The organism is Duganella aceris (assembly GCF_011090165.1).
Lineage (GTDB): Bacteria > Pseudomonadota > Gammaproteobacteria > Burkholderiales > Burkholderiaceae_D > Rugamonas > Rugamonas aceris.
Genome location: NZ_JAADJT010000010.1, coordinates 43,174 through 63,000, shown reverse-complemented (window position 1 = coordinate 63,000; position 19,827 = coordinate 43,174). Strand labels below are relative to the sequence as shown.

18 protein-coding genes are annotated in these 19,827 nt (G+C 67.6%); 10 read left to right on the top strand and 8 right to left on the bottom strand.

What is annotated here, in order from left to right:
- Positions 1-8: 8 nt before the first annotated feature.
- The 6 genes from GW587_RS21230 to GW587_RS21205 all read left to right on the top strand — a co-directional run bounded on the left by GW587_RS21230 (position 9) and on the right by GW587_RS21205 (position 6,793).
- Positions 9-923 (top strand): GDP-mannose 4,6-dehydratase, encoded by a 915-nt coding sequence (locus GW587_RS21230; protein WP_166106600.1) that lies wholly within the window; start codon positions 9-11, stop codon positions 921-923.
- Positions 920-2,086: a glycosyltransferase family 4 protein gene (locus tag GW587_RS21225; protein WP_166106599.1), complete on the top strand. Its 1,167-nt coding sequence runs from the start codon at positions 920-922 to the stop codon at positions 2,084-2,086. The genes GW587_RS21230 and GW587_RS21225 overlap by 4 nt, the downstream gene beginning before the upstream one ends.
- Before the next feature lie 9 nt (positions 2,087-2,095).
- Positions 2,096-3,250 carry a glycosyltransferase family 4 protein gene (locus tag GW587_RS21220; protein WP_166106598.1) on the top strand — a complete coding sequence of 385 codons (1,155 nt, stop codon included), beginning with the start codon at positions 2,096-2,098 and terminating at the stop codon, positions 3,248-3,250.
- A 182-nt stretch (positions 3,251-3,432) separates the two neighbouring features.
- Positions 3,433-4,152 (top strand): winged helix-turn-helix domain-containing protein, encoded by a 720-nt coding sequence (locus tag GW587_RS21215; RefSeq protein ID WP_207393601.1) that lies wholly within the window; start codon positions 3,433-3,435, stop codon positions 4,150-4,152.
- Positions 4,145-5,524, top strand: a complete 1,380-nt coding sequence (locus GW587_RS21210; protein WP_229259583.1) for a sensor histidine kinase — start codon at positions 4,145-4,147, stop codon at positions 5,522-5,524. The genes GW587_RS21215 and GW587_RS21210 overlap by 8 nt, the downstream gene beginning before the upstream one ends.
- Positions 5,525-5,617: 93 nt before the next feature.
- Positions 5,618-6,793: an aminotransferase class I/II-fold pyridoxal phosphate-dependent enzyme gene (locus GW587_RS21205; protein WP_166106597.1), complete on the top strand. Its 1,176-nt coding sequence runs from the start codon at positions 5,618-5,620 to the stop codon at positions 6,791-6,793.
- On the opposite strand, the gene GW587_RS21200 is transcribed toward GW587_RS21205, so the two are convergent.
- The 4 genes from GW587_RS21200 to GW587_RS21185 all read right to left on the bottom strand — a co-directional run bounded on the left by GW587_RS21200 (position 6,790) and on the right by GW587_RS21185 (position 13,000).
- Entirely contained in the window at positions 6,790-7,785 is a 996-nt protein-coding gene (locus GW587_RS21200; RefSeq protein WP_207393600.1) for a response regulator, read from the bottom strand. The two genes, GW587_RS21205 and GW587_RS21200, sit on opposite strands and share 4 nt — an antisense overlap.
- Positions 7,785-11,261: an MHYT domain-containing protein gene (locus GW587_RS21195; protein WP_166106595.1), complete on the bottom strand. Its 3,477-nt coding sequence runs from the start codon at positions 11,259-11,261 to the stop codon at positions 7,785-7,787. Before GW587_RS21195 ends, GW587_RS21200 begins: the two co-directional genes overlap by 1 nt.
- A 62-nt stretch (positions 11,262-11,323) precedes the next feature.
- Positions 11,324-12,283, bottom strand: a complete 960-nt coding sequence (locus tag GW587_RS21190) for an alpha/beta fold hydrolase (protein WP_166106594.1) — start codon at positions 12,281-12,283, stop codon at positions 11,324-11,326.
- A gap of 21 nt (positions 12,284-12,304) precedes the next feature.
- Positions 12,305-13,000, bottom strand: coding sequence for a dienelactone hydrolase family protein (locus tag GW587_RS21185; protein WP_166106593.1), 696 nt, complete (start codon positions 12,998-13,000; stop codon positions 12,305-12,307).
- A gap of 244 nt (positions 13,001-13,244) precedes the next feature.
- On the opposite strand from GW587_RS21185, the gene GW587_RS21180 reads away from it, so the two are divergent.
- The 3 genes from GW587_RS21180 to GW587_RS21170 are packed head-to-tail and all read left to right on the top strand — an operon-like array spanning position 13,245 to position 16,434.
- The gene (locus tag GW587_RS21180) at positions 13,245-14,477 is read left to right on the top strand and encodes an efflux RND transporter periplasmic adaptor subunit (RefSeq protein WP_166106592.1); all 1,233 of its coding nucleotides are present in this window, start codon (positions 13,245-13,247) and stop codon (positions 14,475-14,477) included.
- A complete protein-coding gene (locus GW587_RS21175) occupies positions 14,474-15,205 on the top strand; it encodes an ABC transporter ATP-binding protein (RefSeq protein WP_371875633.1) in 732 nt (243 codons plus the stop codon). Before GW587_RS21180 ends, GW587_RS21175 begins: the two co-directional genes overlap by 4 nt.
- 5 nt (positions 15,206-15,210) lie before the next feature.
- Complete coding sequence (locus GW587_RS21170; protein ID WP_229259582.1) at positions 15,211-16,434, top strand: ABC transporter permease; 1,224 nt, start codon at positions 15,211-15,213, stop codon at positions 16,432-16,434.
- Positions 16,435-16,446: 12 nt separating this feature from the next.
- On the opposite strand, the gene GW587_RS21165 is transcribed toward GW587_RS21170, so the two are convergent.
- A complete protein-coding gene (locus tag GW587_RS21165) occupies positions 16,447-16,917 on the bottom strand; it encodes a hypothetical protein (RefSeq protein ID WP_166106591.1) in 471 nt (156 codons plus the stop codon).
- A 156-nt stretch (positions 16,918-17,073) separates the two neighbouring features.
- Between GW587_RS21165 and GW587_RS21160 the strand changes: the two genes are divergently transcribed.
- On the top strand, positions 17,074-18,384 hold the full coding sequence (locus GW587_RS21160; RefSeq protein WP_207393591.1) for a BNR repeat-containing protein: 1,311 nt from the start codon (positions 17,074-17,076) through the stop codon (positions 18,382-18,384).
- Positions 18,385-18,391: 7 nt separating this feature from the next.
- On the opposite strand, the gene GW587_RS31780 is transcribed toward GW587_RS21160, so the two are convergent.
- From GW587_RS31780 to GW587_RS31675, 3 genes are all read right to left on the bottom strand, one after another.
- Positions 18,392-18,874 (bottom strand): glycine zipper 2TM domain-containing protein, encoded by a 483-nt coding sequence (locus GW587_RS31780; protein WP_166106590.1) that lies wholly within the window; start codon positions 18,872-18,874, stop codon positions 18,392-18,394.
- Between the two features lie 99 nt (positions 18,875-18,973).
- Positions 18,974-19,288 carry a hypothetical protein gene (locus GW587_RS21150; protein WP_166106589.1) on the bottom strand — a complete coding sequence of 105 codons (315 nt, stop codon included), beginning with the start codon at positions 19,286-19,288 and terminating at the stop codon, positions 18,974-18,976.
- Between the two features lie 82 nt (positions 19,289-19,370).
- On the bottom strand, positions 19,371-19,733 hold the full coding sequence (locus GW587_RS31675) for a collagen-like protein (RefSeq protein ID WP_166106588.1): 363 nt from the start codon (positions 19,731-19,733) through the stop codon (positions 19,371-19,373).
- Between the last annotated feature and the right edge of the window lie 94 nt (positions 19,734-19,827).

The following is a 19,827-nucleotide window of genomic DNA, read 5'->3' as shown; positions in this document are numbered from 1 at the left end:
GAATCCCCATGGCCGCTGAGGGTTCGGGCAAACGCGCCCTGATTACCGGCTTGTCCGGCTTCACCGGCCGCTATGTCGCGCAAGAACTGCGCGACGCCGGCTATGAAGTCTTCGGCACGGTCACGCCGGGTCACACGCCGGCCGAGGGCGAGTTCGCCGTCGACCTGAACGACCGCGCCGGCCTGGCCGCGATGGTGCGGCAGGTCAAGCCGGACGTGGTGGCCCATCTGGCCGCCATCGCCTTCGTCGGCCACGGCGACATCGAGCAAATCTACCGCGTCAACGTGGCCGGCACCCGCAACCTGCTGGAAGCGCTGGCCGGGCTGGAGAAAAAGCCGTCGGCGGTGCTGCTGGCGTCCAGCGCCAATATCTACGGCAACACCGACGTCGGCGTGATCGGCGAGGACGTGCCGCCGGCGCCGGCCAACGACTACGCCGTCAGCAAGCTGGCGATGGAGTACATGGCGCGGCTGTGGCAGGACAAGCTGCCGCTGATCGTCGTGCGTCCGTTCAACTACACCGGCATCGGCCAGCACGAGAATTTCCTGCTGCCGAAAATCGTCGCGCATTTCCGCCGCCAGGCGGCCGACATCGAGCTGGGCAACCTGCACGTGTGGCGCGACTTTTCCGACGTGCGCATGGTCGCGAAGAGCTATCGCAAGCTGCTGGCCGCCGCGCCGGCGGGCCAGGCGTTCAACATCTGCTCCGGCCACGGCTACTCGCTGGGCGAGGCGCTGGACATGATGGCCGACATCGCCGGCTATCGCATCAATGTGCAGGTCAACCCGGCCTTCGTGCGCGCCAATGAAGTGGTGCGGCTGGTCGGCGACAACCGCCGCCTGGTGGCCGCCACCGGCCCGCTGGCGGCGCTGCCGCTGGCCGACACGCTGCGCTGGATGTACTCGGCATCGCCTTCGGCATGACCTCCGCTCGACTCCTGCGCGTCGGCCTGTCGACCACGACGGCGGAACCGGCGCTGACGGGAGGCCGTCTCGACGGCTTGGGCGTCTACAGCCGCGCGCTGCTCGATCATTTGCCGGGCGCCGGGGTCGAGGTGCTGCCGTTTTCCTTCGCGCCGCCGGGCGACGCGCGCCGCCTGACGCTCGGCCGCGCGCTGCCGCTGTCGTTTCCGCTGGCGACCCTGGGCGACCTGATGCTGCCGGCGTCGGTGCACCTGAACGCCAGCCGGGTGCTGGGCAAAGGCGCCGCGCCGCTGGACCTGTTCCACGCCACCGACTACCGCATCGTGCGCATGGATTGCCCGGTGGTGGCGACGCTGCACGACGCGCTGCCGATCTCGCATCCGGAATGGGCCAGCCCGAAGCTGCGCGGCCTGAAGAACTGGCTGCAGATCAAGGCGGCGCGCAAGGCGCGCCACGTCATCACTGGTTCGCGCTTTTCGATCCGCGAGCTGGTCGAATGCTTCGGCGTCGACGAAGGCCGGATCAGCGTGGTGCACCACGGCGTCGGCGCGCACTGGCTCGACGCGCCGCCGGCCGGGCAGCGCGACGCCACGCTGGCGCAGCACGGCTTGCGGGCCGGCTACTTCTTGTTCGTCGGCACGCTGCAGCCGCGCAAGAACGTCGGGCGCCTGTTGCAGGCCTACCTGGCCTTGCCGCCGGTGTTGCGCTCCAAGCATCAGCTGGTGATCGTCGGCGCGCCGGGCTGGCGCAGCGAGGAGCTGGTGGCGCAAATCAAGACCGCGCAACAGAACGGCGAAAACGTGGTCTGGCTCGACCGGCTGACCGACGACGCCCAGTTGCGCCATCTGTACGCCGGCGCCGGCGCCTTCGTGTTCCCGTCGTTGCACGAGGGCTTCGGCCTGCCGCTGGTGGAAGCGTTCGCCAGCGGCGTGCCGGTGGCCTGCTCCGGCACCACCTCGCTGCCGGAAGTGGCGCAGGGGGCGGCGCTGGAATTCGATCCGCTGTCGGTGGCGGAAATGACCGCCGCCATGACCACGCTGGCGCGCGACGACACCATCCGCGCGCGCTGCATCGGCGCCGGCCGGCGCCGCGCGCTTGAATTGACATGGGACGAAGCGGCTCGCCGCACCGCCGCCGTGTATCATGAAGTACTGTCTCACTGAAGCCCAGCCATGCGCGTTCTCCATTTCTACAAGACCTATTATCCCGACACCTGGGGCGGTATCGAGCAAGTGATACGCCAGATGTGCGTCGGCACGGGCCGGCTCGGCGTCACCAACGAAGTGCTGACGCTGACCCCCGACAAGACGGGACCGAAGGAAATCCAGTTCGAAGGCCACACCGTGCACCGCGTGCCGCTGGACTTCGAGATCGCCTCGACCGGTTTTTCGTTCGCGGCGATCCGCAAGCTGGCGCGGCTGGCGCGCAAGGCCGACGTGATCCACTACCACTTTCCGTGGCCGTTCATGGACATGGCGCATTTCATGGCGCGCATCAACAAGCCGAGCGTGGTGACCTACCACTCGGACATCGTGCGCCAGAAAAACCTGTTGCGCCTCTACAGCCCGCTCAAGCGCCGCTTCCTGCACAGCGTCGACACGGTGGTGGCGACCTCGCCCAACTACCAGGCCTCGTCGCCGGTGCTCAAGCGTTTCGCGCACAAGACCCGCACCATCACCTACGGGCTGGACAAATCGATCTACGCGCAGCCGTCGCAGGCGGTCAAGGACAAGTGGCGCGCGCAATGCGGCGAACGCTTCTTCCTGTTCGTCGGCGTGCTGCGCTACTACAAGGGCCTGCACATCCTGCTCGACGCGATGACCGATCTCGACTATCCGGTGGTGATCGTCGGCGCCGGTCCGGTCGAGCAGGAGCTCAAGGAGCACGCGGCGCGGCTGGGGCTGACGCATGTGATGTTCCTCGGCGCGGTCGGGGAGGACGACAAGGCCGCGCTGCTGGAGCTGTGCTACGCCATGGCCTTCCCGTCGCACCTGCGCTCGGAGGCGTTCGGCATCTCGCTGCTGGAAGGGGCGATGTACGGCAAGCCGATGATCTCCAGCGAGATCGGCACCGGCACCACCTACATCAACATCGACAACGAGACCGGGCTGGTGGTGCCGCCCGACGATCCGCAAGCCTTCGCCGCCGCGATGCGCACGCTGTGGGAGCAGCCCGAGCGCGCCGCCGAGATGGGCCGCCGCGCCGAGGCGCGCTACTGGGAACTGTTCACGGCCGAGACGATGGCGCGCAACTACCTGTCGCTGTACCGCGAGCTGGCGCTGAAGCACGCCAACAAGCGCGCCGGTGTGCGCGAACGGACCGTTTAAGTCGGTTTTGATTTAGCTCAAAGTTATTTTTTGCCCCGGTGGCTATCATGGTCGTCGAACTCCGCGCCCTGTCGACGGTCAAACAAGACGGCTTCACCATGATGAGGTCACCCGCTGTGCGACGCAACGACGTCGTCCGGGCGGGAGTTCACCTTCAAGGTAGAATACGCCCATCACCCATGATGGAGAATCGCGTGCGCTGCCTGGTCATCGAAGATGAAGCCGAAACCTCGAACTACATCTGCAAGGGCCTGCGCGAAGCGGGCTACCTGGTCACCGCCGCCGCCACCGGTCCGGACGGCCTGGACTACGCCACCAGCGAGGACTGGGACATCATCATCCTCGACCGCATGCTGCCGGGCCGTATCGACGGCCTGTCCATCGTCGACAAGCTGCGCGCGCTGGGCAAGCAGACCCCGGTCATCATCGTCAGCGCGCTGACCACCATCGACGCCCGCGTCACCGGCCTGCGCGGCGGCGCCGACGACTACCTGTCCAAGCCGTTCGCGTTTTCCGAGTTGCTGGCGCGCGTCGAAGCGCTGCTGCGCCGCAGCGCGCCCGGCGCCGACAGCACCCAGTTGCAGGTGGCGGACCTGAAGCTGGACCTGCGCACCTTGCGCGTCACGCGCGGCAACAAGGTGATCACGCTGCAGCCGCGCGAATACCGGCTGCTGGAGTACCTGATGCGCAACGAGAACCAGGTGGTGACCCGCACCATGCTGCTGGAATCGGTGTGGGACTATCACTTCGACCCGCAGACCAACGTCATCGACGTGCAGATCAGCCGCCTGCGCGCCAAGGTCGACAAGGACTTCCCGGTGATGCTGATCCATACGCTGCGCGGCGTCGGCTACCGCATGGGCGCGACGCCGCCCGACGACCTGGAGTATCCGCTTGCCTAGGCTGCCGAAGCTGCCCAAGCTGTGGCGCGGTTCGATCGTCGCCAAGCTGGTGCTGGGCTACGGCCTGCTGGGCATCGCCTCGATCGCGGCGGTGTCGGCGGTGTTCTACAGCGGCACCATCGGCGTGCTGGATCAGAATATCGACGGCAAGATCATGGCGCAGTCGGAGCGCCTGCTCGACAGCGTCGGCGACGGCCAGCCGGGCGCGCTGGAGGCGGAGGTCAAACGCCAGCTGGGCGACGGCGTCGACAGCGACCGCGAGATCCTGCAGCTGGTCGGCGCCGACGGCGCGCGCGGCGCCGGCAATCTGGGCGTGCTGCCGGCCACCGGCGGCGACGAGGACATGCTGACCGAAACCGTGCAGCGCAACGGCCGCAGCGCGCCGGCGCGGCTGTACCTGCGGCCGCTGGAGGGCGGCGGCATGCTGATCGTCGGCCGCGACCTGAGCGAAGAGGAAGCGGTGCAGGACGTCATCTGGCGCGCGCTGCTGGCCGGCGCCGGCGTCTCGCTGCTGCTGACCATCGGCGGCGCGATGCTGTTCCGCCGCAGCATAGAAGGGCGGCTGGGCGACATCCGCCGCACCGCCGCGCAGATCGAGGCGGGCGACCTGAGTCCGCGCGTGCCGGTCAGCGGCAACGATGAATTCGCGCTGCTCAACCGCGACATCAACCGCATGCTGGACCGGATCGAGCTGCTGATGGACGGCATCCGTCACGTCTCCAACGCCATCGCCCACGATCTGCGCACGCCGCTGAGCCGCATCCGCGGCCGCCTCGACGACGCGCTGCGCCACGACATGACGGTGCCGCGCCTGTCCGGCGCGGCGCACGACGCCATCGACGACATCGACGACCTGATACGCCTGTTCGAGCGCCTGCTGCAGATCGCCGAGGCGGAATCGGGCATGCGCGCGCGCCTGTTCGAGCGGCTCGACCTGGGCCGGGTGGTGGCCGACATCGGCGAGATGTACGAAGCCATCGCCGAAGACGAAGGCATCGCGCTGACGGTCGACGCGCCCGATGCGCTGTTCGTCGACGGCGACCGCAACCTGCTGGCCAGCGCGGTCGCCAGCCTGCTGGACAACGCCATCAAGTACGCCGGGCCGGGCGCCGCGATCCGCGTGCGCGCCGGGCTGCACCAGGGCCAGGCCTCGATCGCGGTGCACGACAACGGCCCCGGCATCCCGGACGGGGAGCGCGACAAGGTGACGCAGCGTTTTTATCGCCTCGACAAGAGCCGCCACATGCCGGGCAACGGCCTGGGGCTGTCGATCGTCGGCGCCACCGCCACCTCGCACGGCGGCGCGCTGGTGCTGGAGGACGGCGCGCCGGGGCTGGTGGCGCGCATCGTGCTGCCGCTGGCGCCGTCGTGAGCGGCGCGGCTATCCGATCCGTAATCTGACCGCAAGCTTGTGGAAAGCCGGGGCGTCCTATGATGGACTGATATTCTCCGGCTTCCACACAACATGCATGACTTAAGCGATATCGCCCACTGGCTGCAGCAGCACCCCATCCACCGCGATCCGGCGGCGCATGGCGCGCGGGGCGATACCCTGGTTTCGTTCAGCAGCAACAACTACCTGGCGCTGGCCAGCCATCCGCGCCTGCTGGCGGCGGCCGGCGCGGGCCTGGCCCGCTACGGCGTCGGCGGCGGCGAATCGCGCCTGCTGGGCGGCGACCTGGAAATCTACCGCGAGCTGGAACGCCGCCTCGGCGCGCTGACCCACAAGAGCGACGCGGTGCTGTTCGTCACCGGCTACATGGCCAACATCGGCGTGCTGTCGTCGATGGTGAAGGCGGCCACGCTGGCGCGGCTGCACGGCTTCCGCGCCAGGAAGCGCCGCAAGTACGCCTACTATTCCGACGAACTGAATCATATCTCGATCAGCGAAGGCATCCAGCTTTCCGGCGCGCTGCGCTACCACTACCGGCATCGCGACATGAACCACCTGGAGTCGCTGCTGCTGGCCGGCGCCGCCGACGGCGCCACGCCGATCATCGTCAGCGACGGCGTGTTCGGCATGGAGGGCACGATCGCGCCGCTGCCGCAACTGGCGGAGCTGGCCGAACGCTTCGACGCGCTGCTGTATCTCGACGACGCCCACGCCACCGGCGTCCTCGGCGCCAACGGCGGCGGCACCTGCGAGCACTTCGAGCGCTACAGCCCGAACATCATGCAGATGGGGAGCCTGGGCAAGGCGCTCGGCGCCATCGGCGGCTTCGTCGCGGTCGACCGGGAAGTGGCGGACGTGATCCGCCTGACCAGCTCCGCCTTCGGCTTCACCAGCCCGCCGCCGCCGGCGCAGGCGGCGGCGCTGCTGGCGGCGCTGGATCTGCTGCAGGAAGAACCGCAACGGCGCCGGCGCCTGTGGGACAACCAGCGCCACTTCGTCGAGCGCATGCAGGCCTTGGGCTACGCCTTCATCGGCACCGACGCGCCGATCCTGTCGCTGCCGGTCGGCGACGCCGAAACCTGCCGGCGCTACGCGCTGGCGCTGCGCCGCGAGGGCATCCATGTCGACGCGATCGAATTCCCGGCGGCGCCGGTGGGGCGGGCGCGCTTGCGTTTCATGATGAACGCCGACCACACCACGGCGCAGATCGACCAGCTGGTTGGCGTGATGGCGCGGCTGGCGAATTAATGCTCTGCCCAGCGCTGCTTGACTTCAAGCAGCGCGGGCATCTGTTTCAGGAACAGATCCACCAGCCGGCCTTCGAAGTGCAGGCCGCGCTGCTGTTCCAGGTAGTCGACCGCTTTCTCGATCGGCCACGCTTCCTTGTAGGGGCGGGCCGAGGTCAGCGCGTCGAACACGTCGGCGATCGCCACGATGCGGCCGACCAGCGGGATCTGGTCGCCCGCCAGGCCGTTCGGATAGCCGCTGCCGTCCCACTTCTCGTGATGCGTGACGGCGACGTCGTAGGCCATCGCCAGCATGCCGCTTGGATGCTTGCCGATGATGTCGCCGCCGATGGTGGCGTGCGACTGCATCACCTTCCATTCATCCGCGTCGAGCGGCCCCGGTTTGCGCAGGATGTTGTCGGGGATGCCGATCTTGCCGACGTCGTGCATCGGCGCCGCGTGCAGCAGATCGTCCGCCTCGGCCTCGGTCATGCCCAGCGCCAGGCCGAGGATGCGCGAGTAGTGGCTCATGCGGATCACGTGCAGGCCGGTCTCGTTGTCCTTGTACTCCGCCGCCAGGCCGAGGCGCTGCACGATTTCCAGGCGCGTGCGTTTCAGCTCGTCGACGCCGACCAGCGACAGGTGGGTGCGCACCCGCGCCCGCACGATCGGCGGGCTGACCGGCTTGGTGATGTAGTCGACCGCGCCGGCGTCGAAGCCGACCACCTCGTCGGAGGCCTCGCTCAGCGCGGTGACGAAGATCACCGGGATGGCGGCGGTGACCGGGTCGGCCTTCAGCAGCCGGCAGGTTTCGTAGCCGGTCATGCCGGGCATCATGACGTCGAGCAGGATCAGTTGCGGCCGTTCCTGGCGCGCCAGCTCCAGCGCGCGCGGGCCGTCCTTGGCGAACAGCAGCCGGTATTGGTCTTGCAGCACGTGGCGCAGCAGTTGCAGGTTGCTCGCTTCGTCGTCGACGGCGAGGATCAGCGGCTGGTTGGGCTGATGGGTGGTCATCATGGGTTCTCCGCGGCCAGGTTGGCCAGCAATTCCTGCAGCGTGCCTTGCGCCAGCGGGAAATCGAAATCGTTCAGGGCACTGTGCAGCGCCGCCAGTTGTTGGGTATGCGCGGCCGGGGCGCCGGCCAGGCTCGAGGTCAGCGCCGTCAGTCGCGCGTCGTCGAGCGCGCCGCGTTGCAGCGACGGCAGCAGCGCCGAGGCCTTTTCACGCACGGCCGCCGGATCGTAGGCCGCGCCGTCCGCCCGGGCAGCGTCCGCCGCGCCGCCGTCCGCCGCGTCGGCGCCCGCCGCACCGCTGCCTGCGCCATCGCCGCCGGCCGTGCCGCCGCCCGCCGTCACACCCGCCGTGGCGGCGTGGATCGCGCTCAGCGCCGCGTCCAGCTGCGCGGTCAGCGTGCGCTGGCCTTGCGTCAATTCGGTGTTCAGCGTGCCGTCGTCGCGCTGCGGCGAGCCGCATAATTTTTCCAGCTGCGCCAGCGTCGCGGTCAGCTGTTCCAGGCCCAGGTTGGCGGCCACGCCGCGCACCTTGTGGCACCACGCGCCGGCATCCTCCAGCCGCGTCTCGCTGCTGGAACCCAGCATCTTGCCCAGCGTGGTGGCGGCGGCGCCGTAGTCGGCGGCGAAGCGCCGCAAGGCCTGATGGTAGACCTTCTCCTGATCCGACCAGCGGCGCAGGCCGGCCTTCTGGTTCAGCACGCGCTGGCGCGCCGGCGCGTCCGCCGCCGGCAGGCCGTACTCCATCACCGGCAGCTGCATCACCCGCGCGATTTCATGCGACAGCGTGTGCCAGTCCACCGGCTTGGAGGCGAAACCCTGCATGCCGGCCGCGCTGGCGGCCTCGCGGTGCGCCGCCAGCACGCTGGCGGTCATCGCCACGATCGGCAGCTGCTCGGCCGGCGCGGCGTGCGCACCCTGCGCCTCCATTTCGCGGCGACGGATGGCGCGGGTCGCGGCCAGGCCGTCCATCAGCGGCATCTGCATGTCCATCAGCACCACGTCGTAGCGGCGCTCGGCCGACATGCGCACCGCGTGCGTGCCGTCGCTGGCGGTATCGATGCGGTGGCCGCGCTTGGCCAGCAGCAGCGACAGCAGCTCCAGGTTCTGCGGCACATCGTCCGCCGCCAGGATGTGCAGCGGCGGCAGCGGATAGTCGCTGCGCTCGCCGCCGAGCGACGGCGCGTCGCGCGCCGGTTCCAGCGGCAGCACCACATGGAAGGTGGTGCCCTGGCCCGGCGCGCTCTCGGCCCAGATCTTGCCGCCCATGAGGCCCACCAGCTGGCGGCTGATGGTGGTGCCGAGGCCGGTGCCGCCGAAGCGCCGCGTCATCGACGCGTCGGCCTGGGTGAAGGGATCGAAGATCGCGTCCAGCCGCTCCGGCGCGATGCCGATGCCGGTGTCCTGCACCGCGATGTGCAACTGGCCCTGGCGCTCGCTGGCGTGCAGGCCGACCTTGCCGGCGGCGGTGAACTTGATCGCGTTGTCCAGCAGGTTGCCGAGGATCTGGCGCATGCGCAGCTCGTCGCCGTGCAGCCAGGCCGGCAGCGACGGATCGTAGACGATGTCGATCGCCAGCCCCTTGCTGCGGGCGTTGCTGCCGAAGGTGGAGGCCAGTTCATCGATCAGGCCGAGCAGGCTGTAGTCGTCCGGCTCCAGCTCCATCGCGCCCTTGTCCAGCTTGGCGGTGTCGAGGATCTCGTTGAGCAGGCGCAGCAGCGAGCGGCCTTCCTTGCGCACCGTGTCGAGGTGGCGGCGCTGGCTGGTATCGAGTTCGGTGTCGAGCAGCACGTCGGTGAAGCCGAGGATGGCGTTCATCGGGGTGCGGATTTCGTGGCTCATGTTGGCGACGAAGCTGGCGCGCGCCGCCGCCGCCTGTTCCGCCTTCTCCTTGGCGTGGCGCAGCTCCTGCTCCATCTGGCGGCGTTCGCTGATGTCGAGGATCACGCCGTCGATCCAGCGGATCTCCGGATCGCTTTCGTCCTGGGTGACGGCGCCGTGCTCCCACATCGCGCGCACGCTGCCGTCGGCGTGCTGCAGGCGATATTCGACCTGGTAGGCCGACAGCTCGGCGACGCTGCGCGCGATTTCCGCCGCCACGCCGGCGCGGTCCTCTTCGCAGATCAGGGAACCCAGCGTGCGGCTGCGCTGCTCGCCGACGAAATCGCTGGCCGGGAAGCCGGCCACGCGCTCGATGCCGTCGCTGACGAACACCGGCGGCGTGTCGAAGGCCATGCTGCTGCGGAAGGAGATGCCGGGGATATTGCCGATCAGGGAACGGAACTGCTGCTCGCTGTCGCGCAGCGCCTGCATGATGGCGCGGCGTTCGCTGATGTCGGTGATGAACAGCACGAACAGGTCGCGCCCGGCCAGCTTGGCATGGCCCAGCGCGCGGCGGATCGGCACCGTGCCGCCGTCCTTGCGCAGGCCCATCACTTCGCTGCCCTTGCCGGGGATGGCGGCGTTCTCGGTGCGCATGTAGTTGAGCAGGCCTTCGCGCTCGGAGCGCTCGATGTCGGCGATCAGCAGGCGCACGTTGCGGCCGACGATTTCGGCGCGGGTCCAGCCGAAGATGCGCTCGGCCGAGGCGTTGAATTCGTGGATCACGCCGTCGCGGTCGAGCGTGACCACGCCGTCGACGGTGGTGGTGAGCAGGGCGCGCATCCAGCTCTCGCTTTCGCCTTGTTGCCGGAACAGTTCGCGGTAGCGCAGCAGGCCGTTGGCGGCCATGACGAAGATGGTGAAGGCGACCGTGATCAGCGTGATCGCCAGCGCCAGGAAGGTGCCGCTCTGGGCCGAGGCCGCGGTTTCCGCGCCGGGCGGCGGCAGCTCGCCGACGAAGCGCGCCGCCGCCATGCCGGTGTAGTGCATGCCGGCGATGGCGCAGCCCATGACGCTGGCGCTGATCAGTCCCAGCGTGCGCTGGCTCAGGTGGCCGCGCAGCGAGCGCAGGCCGAAGCGGATCCAGATCGCCAGCGTGGCCAGCACCACCGCGACCACGATCGACAGGCCGAACATCAGCGGATCGTAGCGCAGGTCGAGCGCCATGCGCATCGCGGCCATGCCGGTGTAGTGCATGGCGCCGATGCCGGCGCCGACCAGCACGCCGCCGGTCAGCAGCGCGCCGGTGCTCAGGCGCGCGCGGCTGATGATCGACAGCGCGACATAGGAGGCGGCAAGGCTGGGCAGCACCGACAGGATGGTGATGCCATGCTCGTATTCGATGCCGGTGCACAGGTTAAACGCCAGCATGCCGATGAAGTGCATGGCCCAGACGCCGCAGCCCAGCGCCAGGCTGCCGCTGCCCAGCATGATCACGCGCAGCGGGCGCGTGCCGGCGGCCTGCGCCTGTCCCACCACTTGCAATCCCATCCATGATGAGAAGATGGCAATGAGGATGGAAAGCAACACCAATGCCGGGTCGTGCGTGCCGTAATGTATGAGTGCCAGATTATCCGGCGGGGAGAAGAGTTCCATCATGGGGTTTCCGTGCAGCTTTGTAGCAGTACGGAAACCTTATCACAAAATGGACGGCCTTCGGGTCAGGACTTGGCGAAGGCCAGGAAGTCGGCGTTGAACTTGTCCTTGTGGGTGTCGGTCAGGCCGTGCGGCGCGCCGGGATACGTGATCAACTTGGCATGCTTGACGATCTTGGCCGAGGCGCGGCCGGCGGCGTCGATCGGCACGATCTGGTCGTCCTCGCCGTGGATGATCAGGGTCGGCTTGTCGAATTTTTTCAGGTCGTCGCGGAAGTCGGTTTCCGAGAAGGCCTTGATCGAATCGTAGGTGTTCTTGTGGCCGCCCTGCATGCCCTGCGCGTACCAGGCCTGGATGATACCCTGCGACGGCTTGGCGCCAGGTCGGTTGTAGCCGTAGAACGGACCGGAGGCCAGGTCCAGGTACAACTGGGCGCGGTTGGCCACCGACGCGGCGCGGATGCCGTCGAACACTTCGATCGGCAGGCCGCCCGGGTTGGTGTCGGTTTTCAGCATCAGCGGCGGCACCGCCGAGATCAGGCCCAGCTTGGCGATGCGCTTGGTGCCGTGGCGGCCGACATAGCGCGCCACTTCGCCGCCGCCGGTCGAGAAGCCGGCCATGATGATGTTCTTCAGGTCCAGCGCTTCGATCACCTGGGCCAGGTCGTCGGCGTAGTGGTCCATGTCGTTGCCGTCCCAAGGCTGGCTCGAACGGCCATGGCCGCGACGGTCGTGGGTGATGACGCGGAAGCCGTTATTGGCCAGCATGAAGGCCGCCGATTCCCAGCTGTCCGAATTCAGCGGCCAGCCGTGGCTGAGCACCACCGGTTGACCGGTCTTAGGACCCCAGTCCTTGTAATAGATCTCGACGCCGTCGCGGGTGGTGACGATGCTGGAGGTCTTCTGCACCTTGCCGGCGGTGGCGGCCGACGCCTCGGTGGCGACGCTGGCCAACGCGGTGGCGGCGGCGGCGACGGCGGTGCCGACCATGGCGAAGCGGCGGGATGGGTTGATCTGTTCGGTCATGTTGTTCTCCTGGAGGATGGATTAAAGATATTGTTTGAAGAAGGCGTCGGTACGGGAGTTGGCCAGCGTGGCGGCGGCCGCGTCGTAGTGGTTGCCGCCGGGGCGGGCGAAAGCGTGGTTGCAGCCGGGGTAGGTGTGCGGCTCGATGTTCTGGTTGCCCTTGAACGCGGCGTGGATCGCGGCCTGCGCATCCTTGCCGATGTATTCGTCCTCGCCGGCCAGGTGATAGAGCAGCGGGCGTTTGACGTTGACCGCTTCGGCCGCGTATTTCTCGGTGCTGCCGCCGTAGTAGGCGACGAAGACGTCGGCGTCGGCGCGGGCGGCGGTCAGGAAGGTCATCAGGCCGCCGAGGCAGTAGCCGGTGACGCCGACCTTGCCGGTGGCGCCGGCCATGCCGCGGGCGGCGGCGACGACGGCGGCGATGTCATCGACGCCGCCGTCGAAGTCATAGCCGCTGTACAGCGCGAAGCCGCGCGCCCAGTCGCCCGGCTGGTCTTCCGACATCGACAGGCCCGGCTCGGCGCGCCAGAACAGGTCGGGGGCGACGGCGATGTAGCCTTTGGCGGCGTAGTCGTCGGCGATGCTGCGGATGCCGGCGTTGACGCCGAAGATCTCCTGGATCACGACGATCACCGGCGCGGCGGCGGCGCTGGCCGGACGGGCGACGTAGCAGTCGAAACTGCCGTCGGCGACCTTGATGCTGAGGGATTCTGTCATGCTGTGCTCCGTTGTGTGCTGAATCGATGAGTCATGGTAGGGCCGAACGCCGCCGTTGGGAACGCCCATTCCTGCAAAGCCGGATTGCAAACTTGCATATCCCGCCACCTGGGTATCGGGGGCCTCCCCGAAAGAGGTAAGGCCGGCGGCGGCGCCGCCAAGTTGCATTTAATGCAAATCTGCATAATACTTGCCGTGCTGATCCGCCTATCGCCGGATCTCACTATGGGACACACACAAAACGATGGCTTTCCTGACCAAGAAAAAGATCGCATTGGCGCTCGGCTTGCTGGTGATCGGCGGCGCGGCCGCCGCCTACTATTCCAAAAGTAAGACCCCCGTGGTGGAGCCGCCACGTTTCCGGGTCGCGGCGGCCGACACCGGCAACATCACGCAGACGGTGACCGCCACCGGCACCATCAACCCGGTGGCGCTGATCAACATCGGCTCGCAGGTATCGGGCACGGTCAACGAGTTGAAGGCGGACTTCAACGACCATGTGAAAAAAGGCCAGGTGCTGCTGACGCTGGACCCGACCATCTTCAACGCGCAGATCCGCCAGGCCGACGCGCAACTGGCGTCGGCGCGCGCCTCGCTGCGGCTGGCGCAGGCCACGCACGCGCGCAACCAGACCTTGGTGACGCAGAGTTTCATCTCGCCGCTGGCGCTGGACCAATCCAAGCGCGAAGTCGATGTGGCGCAGGCCAACATCCAGCTGGCGCAGGCGCAGTTGGCGCGCGCGCAGGCGGACCTCAACAACAGCGTGATCCGCTCGCCGATCGACGGCGTCATCATCAAGCGCACCGTGGACCTGGGGCAGACGGTGGCGGCGTCGTTCACCACGCCGACGCTGTTCCAGATCGCGCGCGACCTGACCAAGATGCAGATCGACACCAGCGTCTCCGAGGCCGACGTCGGCGCGCTGAAGGAAGGGCAGGCGGCGCGCTTCGTGGTCGACGCCTATCCGGACAAGGAGTTCGACGCGCGCATGCGCCAGTTCCGCCTGGCCGCCAACGTGGTGCAGAACGTGGTGACCTACATCGTGGTGCTGGATGTCGACAACAAGGACGAGCTGCTCAAGCCGGGCATGACGGCGCAGGTGCGGCTGCTGGTGGGGAACCGACAGCAGGTGCTGCGCATCCCGACCGCCGCGCTGCGCTTCCGCCTCAGCGACGAGGAAATCGAGCGGCAGAAGAAGGCCGCCGCTGCGTCCGCATCCGCTTCGGCGTCGGCGTCGGCGTCGGCCACCGCCAACATCGACGCGCCGCCGCCGGACGACGATTCCGCCTTCCGCACCAAGGCCGACCTGGCGCGCGCGTTCAAGATCTACACCCTGGACGCGAAGAACCAGCCGGTCCCGCTGGACATCAAGATCGGCCTGTCGAACTTCCGCTACACCGAGGTGACCGGCGGCGATCTGAAGAAGGGCGACAAGGTCGTCACCCGCGCCATCAACGAAAAAGAAGGTGGCATGTGACCCAGCCGCTGATCGATATCCGCCGGGTCACCAAGAGCTACTTCTCCGGCAGCGTGGAAACCCAGGTGTTGTTCGGCATCGACCTGGCGGTGCCGCGCGGCGACTTCCTCGCGGTGATGGGACAGTCCGGCTCCGGCAAATCGACGCTGATGAACATCTTCGGCTGCCTGGACCAGGCCACCGGCGGCAGCTACCACCTGAACGGCGTCGACACGCTGACCCTGTCGCGCGCCGAACTGGCGACCATCCGCAACCGCACCATCGGTTTCGTGTTCCAGAGCTTTAACCTGATCAAGCGCATGAGCGTGGCGGAGAACGTGGCGCTGCCGCTGATCTACGCCGGCGTCTCGCGTGCCAAGGCGCACGCCAAGGCGCTGGTGGAGCTGGAACGGGTCGGCCTGAAGGACTACGCCAAACGCACGCCGAACCAGCTGTCCGGCGGCCAGCAGCAGCGGGTGGCGATCGCCCGCGCGCTGGTGGCGGATCCGCCGCTGATCCTGGCCGACGAACCGACCGGCAACCTCGACACCCAGACCAGCGAAGAGATCATGCGCTCGTTCCAGCAGCTGAACCAGGAGCGCGGCATCACCATCCTGCTGGTCACGCACGAGCCGGACATCGCCGCCTACAGCAAGCGGCTGATGCGGCTCAAGGACGGCCACGTGCTGTACGACGGCCCGGCCGCCGAAGGCCTGCGCCTGATGGGCCATGAAACGATAACGGTATAAATCATATGAATCCTTTACAGATTGTGGTGGAGGCGTTTCGCTCGATGCTGGCGAACCGCCTGCGCACGCTGCTGACCATGTTGGGCATCATCATCGGCATCACCTCGGTGGTGCTGCTGCTGGCGGTGGGCGACAGCATGAAGCGCTTCATCGCCAAGGAGCTGGAGCAGCTGGGCACCAATATGCTGTTCGTCTCGCCCGGTGGCGACCGCGCGCAGCAGCAGCGGCTGCGGGCTGGCGCCGCGCCGGCGCTGACCATGAACGACGCCGCCGCGCTGAACGCCTTGCCGTCGCTGGCCGGTGCGGCGCCGGTGCTGCAGGGCGGCTTCAATCTGGCGGTCGGCAACGAGAGCGCGTCGAAGACGGTGCACGGCGTGACGCCGGCGATGTTCAAGATACGCGGCTGGAAGATCGACAAGGGCAGCGCCTTCAGCGACGCCGACGTGCGCGCCGCCGCGCGCATGGTGGTCATCGGCCGCAAGGTCGCCGACCAGTTCTTCTACAAGATCGACCCGCTGGGCAAATACATCCGCATCGAGAACGTCTCGTTCCAGGTGGTGGGCGTGCTGTACGGCGAAGGCAAGCAGGTCGACGGCGGCGACCTGGCCGACTACGTGCTGGTGCCGATCACCGCGTCCGCCGCCAACCTGGTGCGGATGCCGTTCCCCGGCAATGTGCATTACGTGGTGTCGCAGGGGAAGTCGGGCGGCAATCTGACCGACGCGATCCAGGACATCAGCGAAACGCTGCGCGACCGGCACCACATCAAGTACGAGCAGCCGGACGACTTCCGCATCGACAACCTGGCGTCGTTCGCCGAGACGGCGCAGAAGATCAGCGCCGGCCTGGCCGCGCTGCTTGGGCTGATCGGCGCGATCTCGCTGATCGTCGGCGGCATCGGCATCATGAACATCATGCTGGTGTCGGTGACCGAGCGCACCCGTGAGATCGGCATCCGCATGGCGATCGGCGCCAAGCCGCGCGACGTGCTGTTGCAGTTCCTGACGGAGGCGGTGGTGATCTGCCTGGTGGGCGGCGTGTTCGGCATCGTGCTGGCCACCGGGGCGGCGGCCGCGATCACCTCGACCGGCAAGTTCGACGTCTTCATCACCTTGCAGGCGGTGGTGGTGGCGTGCGGCTTCTCCAGCCTGGTGGGGGTGTTCTTCGGCTTTTACCCGGCGCGGCGGGCATCGAAGCTGCTGCCGGTCGATTGCCTGCGCTACGAATGATCAGTAATCGACTCAGTAATCAAACTTGTTGCTGCGGGTGTTGTTGGCCTTGAAGTAGGACGGCGTGATGGTGACGGCTTCGCGCGCCTTGCGCTCCTGCTCGCGGCGCGCGCGTTCGGCTTGCTTGCGTTCCTGGCGGCGTTCGTTTTGCTCGTCGATGCGCAGCTGCTTGTCGCGACCCAGCTTGCTGTTTTGCAGCAGACCCATCTTTTGCAGCATCGCCGCCGACCACAGCAGGAAGATCACCACCAGCGACAGCAGATAGCCGGCCTGCCACAAACCGTAGTTCTGGCTGATGAAGGGGAACAGCGGCGCCGCCCGCTCCAGCCAACCCTGGCCGAGCACACCGAGGGCGGCCGCCAGCACGCCCAGCGCGAAGGTCTTGACGATCATCCAGCGACTGGCCTTGATGCGTTGCTCCCAGAAGTGCAGCGGGTCGTCGTGGCGGTCGAGATAGGTGTTGTGGTCGAATTGCGTAGTCATAGCGACAATGTTTGGGGCGCTGGTGGAACGGCGGTTATTATGTCATATTTTCCGTGTGGCAACTCACTGCGTATTGATCCGCGCTATGCTTTTTGCATATCCCGTGTCGCGAAAAAACTATTGGAAGCGGCCGGCGGCTTTGCGTAGCATGGCCGCATGATAAAAAGCCTGCTGATGACGGCCTTGGCCGCCGCAACCTTCCATGCCGCCGCCGTCCCGGCCGGCGTCACCACCTCGGTCGTCGGCGACGGCTGGGCCAATAATTCGGTCAACGCGGTGGTGTTCCGCAAAAACTCCCTGGTCACGCACGGCGATCAGCAGTACATCGGCTACTACGACGCCGAGCGCTATCTGGTGCTGGGCAAGCGCAAGCTGGGTACGTCCAAATGGACGCTGCGGCGCAGCGCCTGGCAGGGCAACACCGCCGACGCGCACAACGCCATCAGCATCATGGTCGACGGCGATGGTTATCTGCATGTGTCGTGGGACCACCATAACAACCCGCTGCGCTACGCGCGCGGCGTGGCGCCCGGCTCGCTGGAGCTGGGGCCGAAGCTGGCGATGACCGGCGCCGACGAGAACGAGGTCTCGTATCCCGAGTTCTACCGGCTGCCGGACGGGAAGCTGCTGTTCTTCTACCGGCTGGGCGGCTCGGGGCGGGGCGACCTGGTGATCAACCGCTATGACGTGAAGCTGCGGCGCTGGACGCGGCTGCACACCAACCTGATCACCGGCGAGGGCAAGCGCAACGCCTACTGGCAGGCCTTCCTCGACCATCGCGGCACGCTGCACCTGTCGTGGGTGTGGCGCGAATCGCCGGATGTGGCGAGCAACCACGACCTGGCCTATGCGCGTTCGCGCGACGGGGGCGTGACGTGGGAGACCTCGGCCGGCAAGCCGTATGCGCTGCCGATCGACGCCGCCAGCGCCGAGTACGCGCTGCGCATTCCGCGGAACAGTGAATTGATCAACCAGACCTCGATGGCGGCCGACAAGGACGGCCATCCCTATATCGCCAGCTACTGGCGCGACGCCGGATCGACGGTGCCGCAGTATCACGTGGTGTTCCACGACGGCGCCGGCTGGACCGCGCGCGCGCTGGACTTCCGCAAGACCGCGTTTTCGCTGAGCGGGCAGGGGACCAAGGCGATTCCGATCGCGCGTCCGCAGATCATGGTCAGCATGAGCGGGCCGGGTGGTTTGCTGGTGTTCCGCGACGAGGAGCGCGGCAGCAAGGTGTCGGTGGTTAGCGTGAGCGATTTCGCCGCCGGCAAATGGAGCGTGGCCGATCTGACCGATGCTTCGGTCGGCGCCTGGGAGCCGAGCTTCGATACGGAGCTGTGGCGCCGCAGCGGCACCCTCAGCTTGTTTGTGCAGAAGGTGTCGCAGGTGGACGGCGAGGGCCAGGCCCAAGTGCCGCCGCAACCCGTCACGGTGCTGGACTGGCGGCCGGAGCTCGGCCGCTGAGTCACGATTACTGCTGCTGGTTCTTCTTGGCGATCTCGTTGCCGACGTAGCCGCCGCCGACCACACCGGCGATGGTCGCCAGCGTGCGGCCTTTGCCGCTGCCCACCTGATTGCCGATCAAACCGCCGACCACCGCGCCCAGGCCGATGCCGACAGGGCTGTTCTGCGCGACCGGCGCCGGCGCGGGCGCTTGCTGCGCATAGTCGGTGCGCGGCGCTGGCTTGGCCTGCGCGTAGCTGTGGTGCACCACGGTGCGGTGCTCGACGATCTGGCGCGGCTGCTGGGCCGGCGCGGTTTGTGCGACCGGTGCGACCGGCGCCGCTGCGGTGGGCGCCACGCTGGCGACTGGTGCGGGAACGTCGTTGCCGGCCGCGCGGGAATTCGGCAGCAGGCCGGCGATCGAAGCGGCGCCCACCAGGCTGACCATCGTCAGCGACAAGGCGGCGACAGCCATCAGCGGATGAATGCGGGTCGGTAAGGTGCGTTCCATTTGTTCTCTCCAGTGACGCGCCTTGATTGGCGCTTGCTCCTATAACGGGCCGGAGGGACTGTCGGGTTACGCAGAATCTGTTTCGAGCGTAAGCAGATGTTACGGCGCCGACCTGGCGACCGAGCGGCGCTCCATCCACTCCACGCCGCCGTTGCCCATCGCCTTGGCGATGACGGCCGGCGGCAGGCTGTAGACGGTCGCCCAGGTGGCGCGGCCATCGGCGGAATTGGACGGAAAACTATCCGTCTCGACCGGCCAATGATACTTGCGCTTCAAGGTCTTGATGATGGCGGCCAGCGAGGTCCGGCCTTGCAGCGGCGGCGCGCCGGTCTGGTCCTGGTCTGAAAGCAGCACCGCCAGCACCGCGCCGCGCGCGGTCAGTGGGCCTGGGAATTTGGGGGATTGTGATCGCATGCGCCTATTTTACGTGCGAATGCCGCGCCATAAACAAAAACGCCAACCGTGATGGTTGGCGTTTGGTCTGGCGCTGCGGCGCTTAGCGTTGCGGGACAACGATCACCGTGTCGCCGGATTTGCCTTTGGCGCCGGTGTCGCCCTTGGCGCCATCGTAGCCGGGAGCACCCACTTCGCCTTTGGCGCCATCGCTGCCGGCCGTGCCGGTAGCGCCTTTGGCGCCGTCGAAGCCCGCCGCGCCGCTGTCGCCGGTCGCTCCGGTGGCACCGGTCGCACCAGTGGCGCCAGGCATGGCCTCAGCGCCTTTCGCGCCCGTGGCGCCAGTCGCGCCGGCGGGACCGGCGGGGCCGGCGACAACTTGCACCACCGGCGGCGGGGCTTCGCGCTGACAGGCGGTCAAGGCGAAGGTGGAGGTCAGGGCGAGCAAGATCAGGGCATGTTTCATGATGAATCCTTTGGTATTGGCGAATCGGGGAATGCTGTGACCAAGTGGTCTGCCTGCAGCATGGCCCCTTGGCGCACGGCGGTCCGTGCGCTGC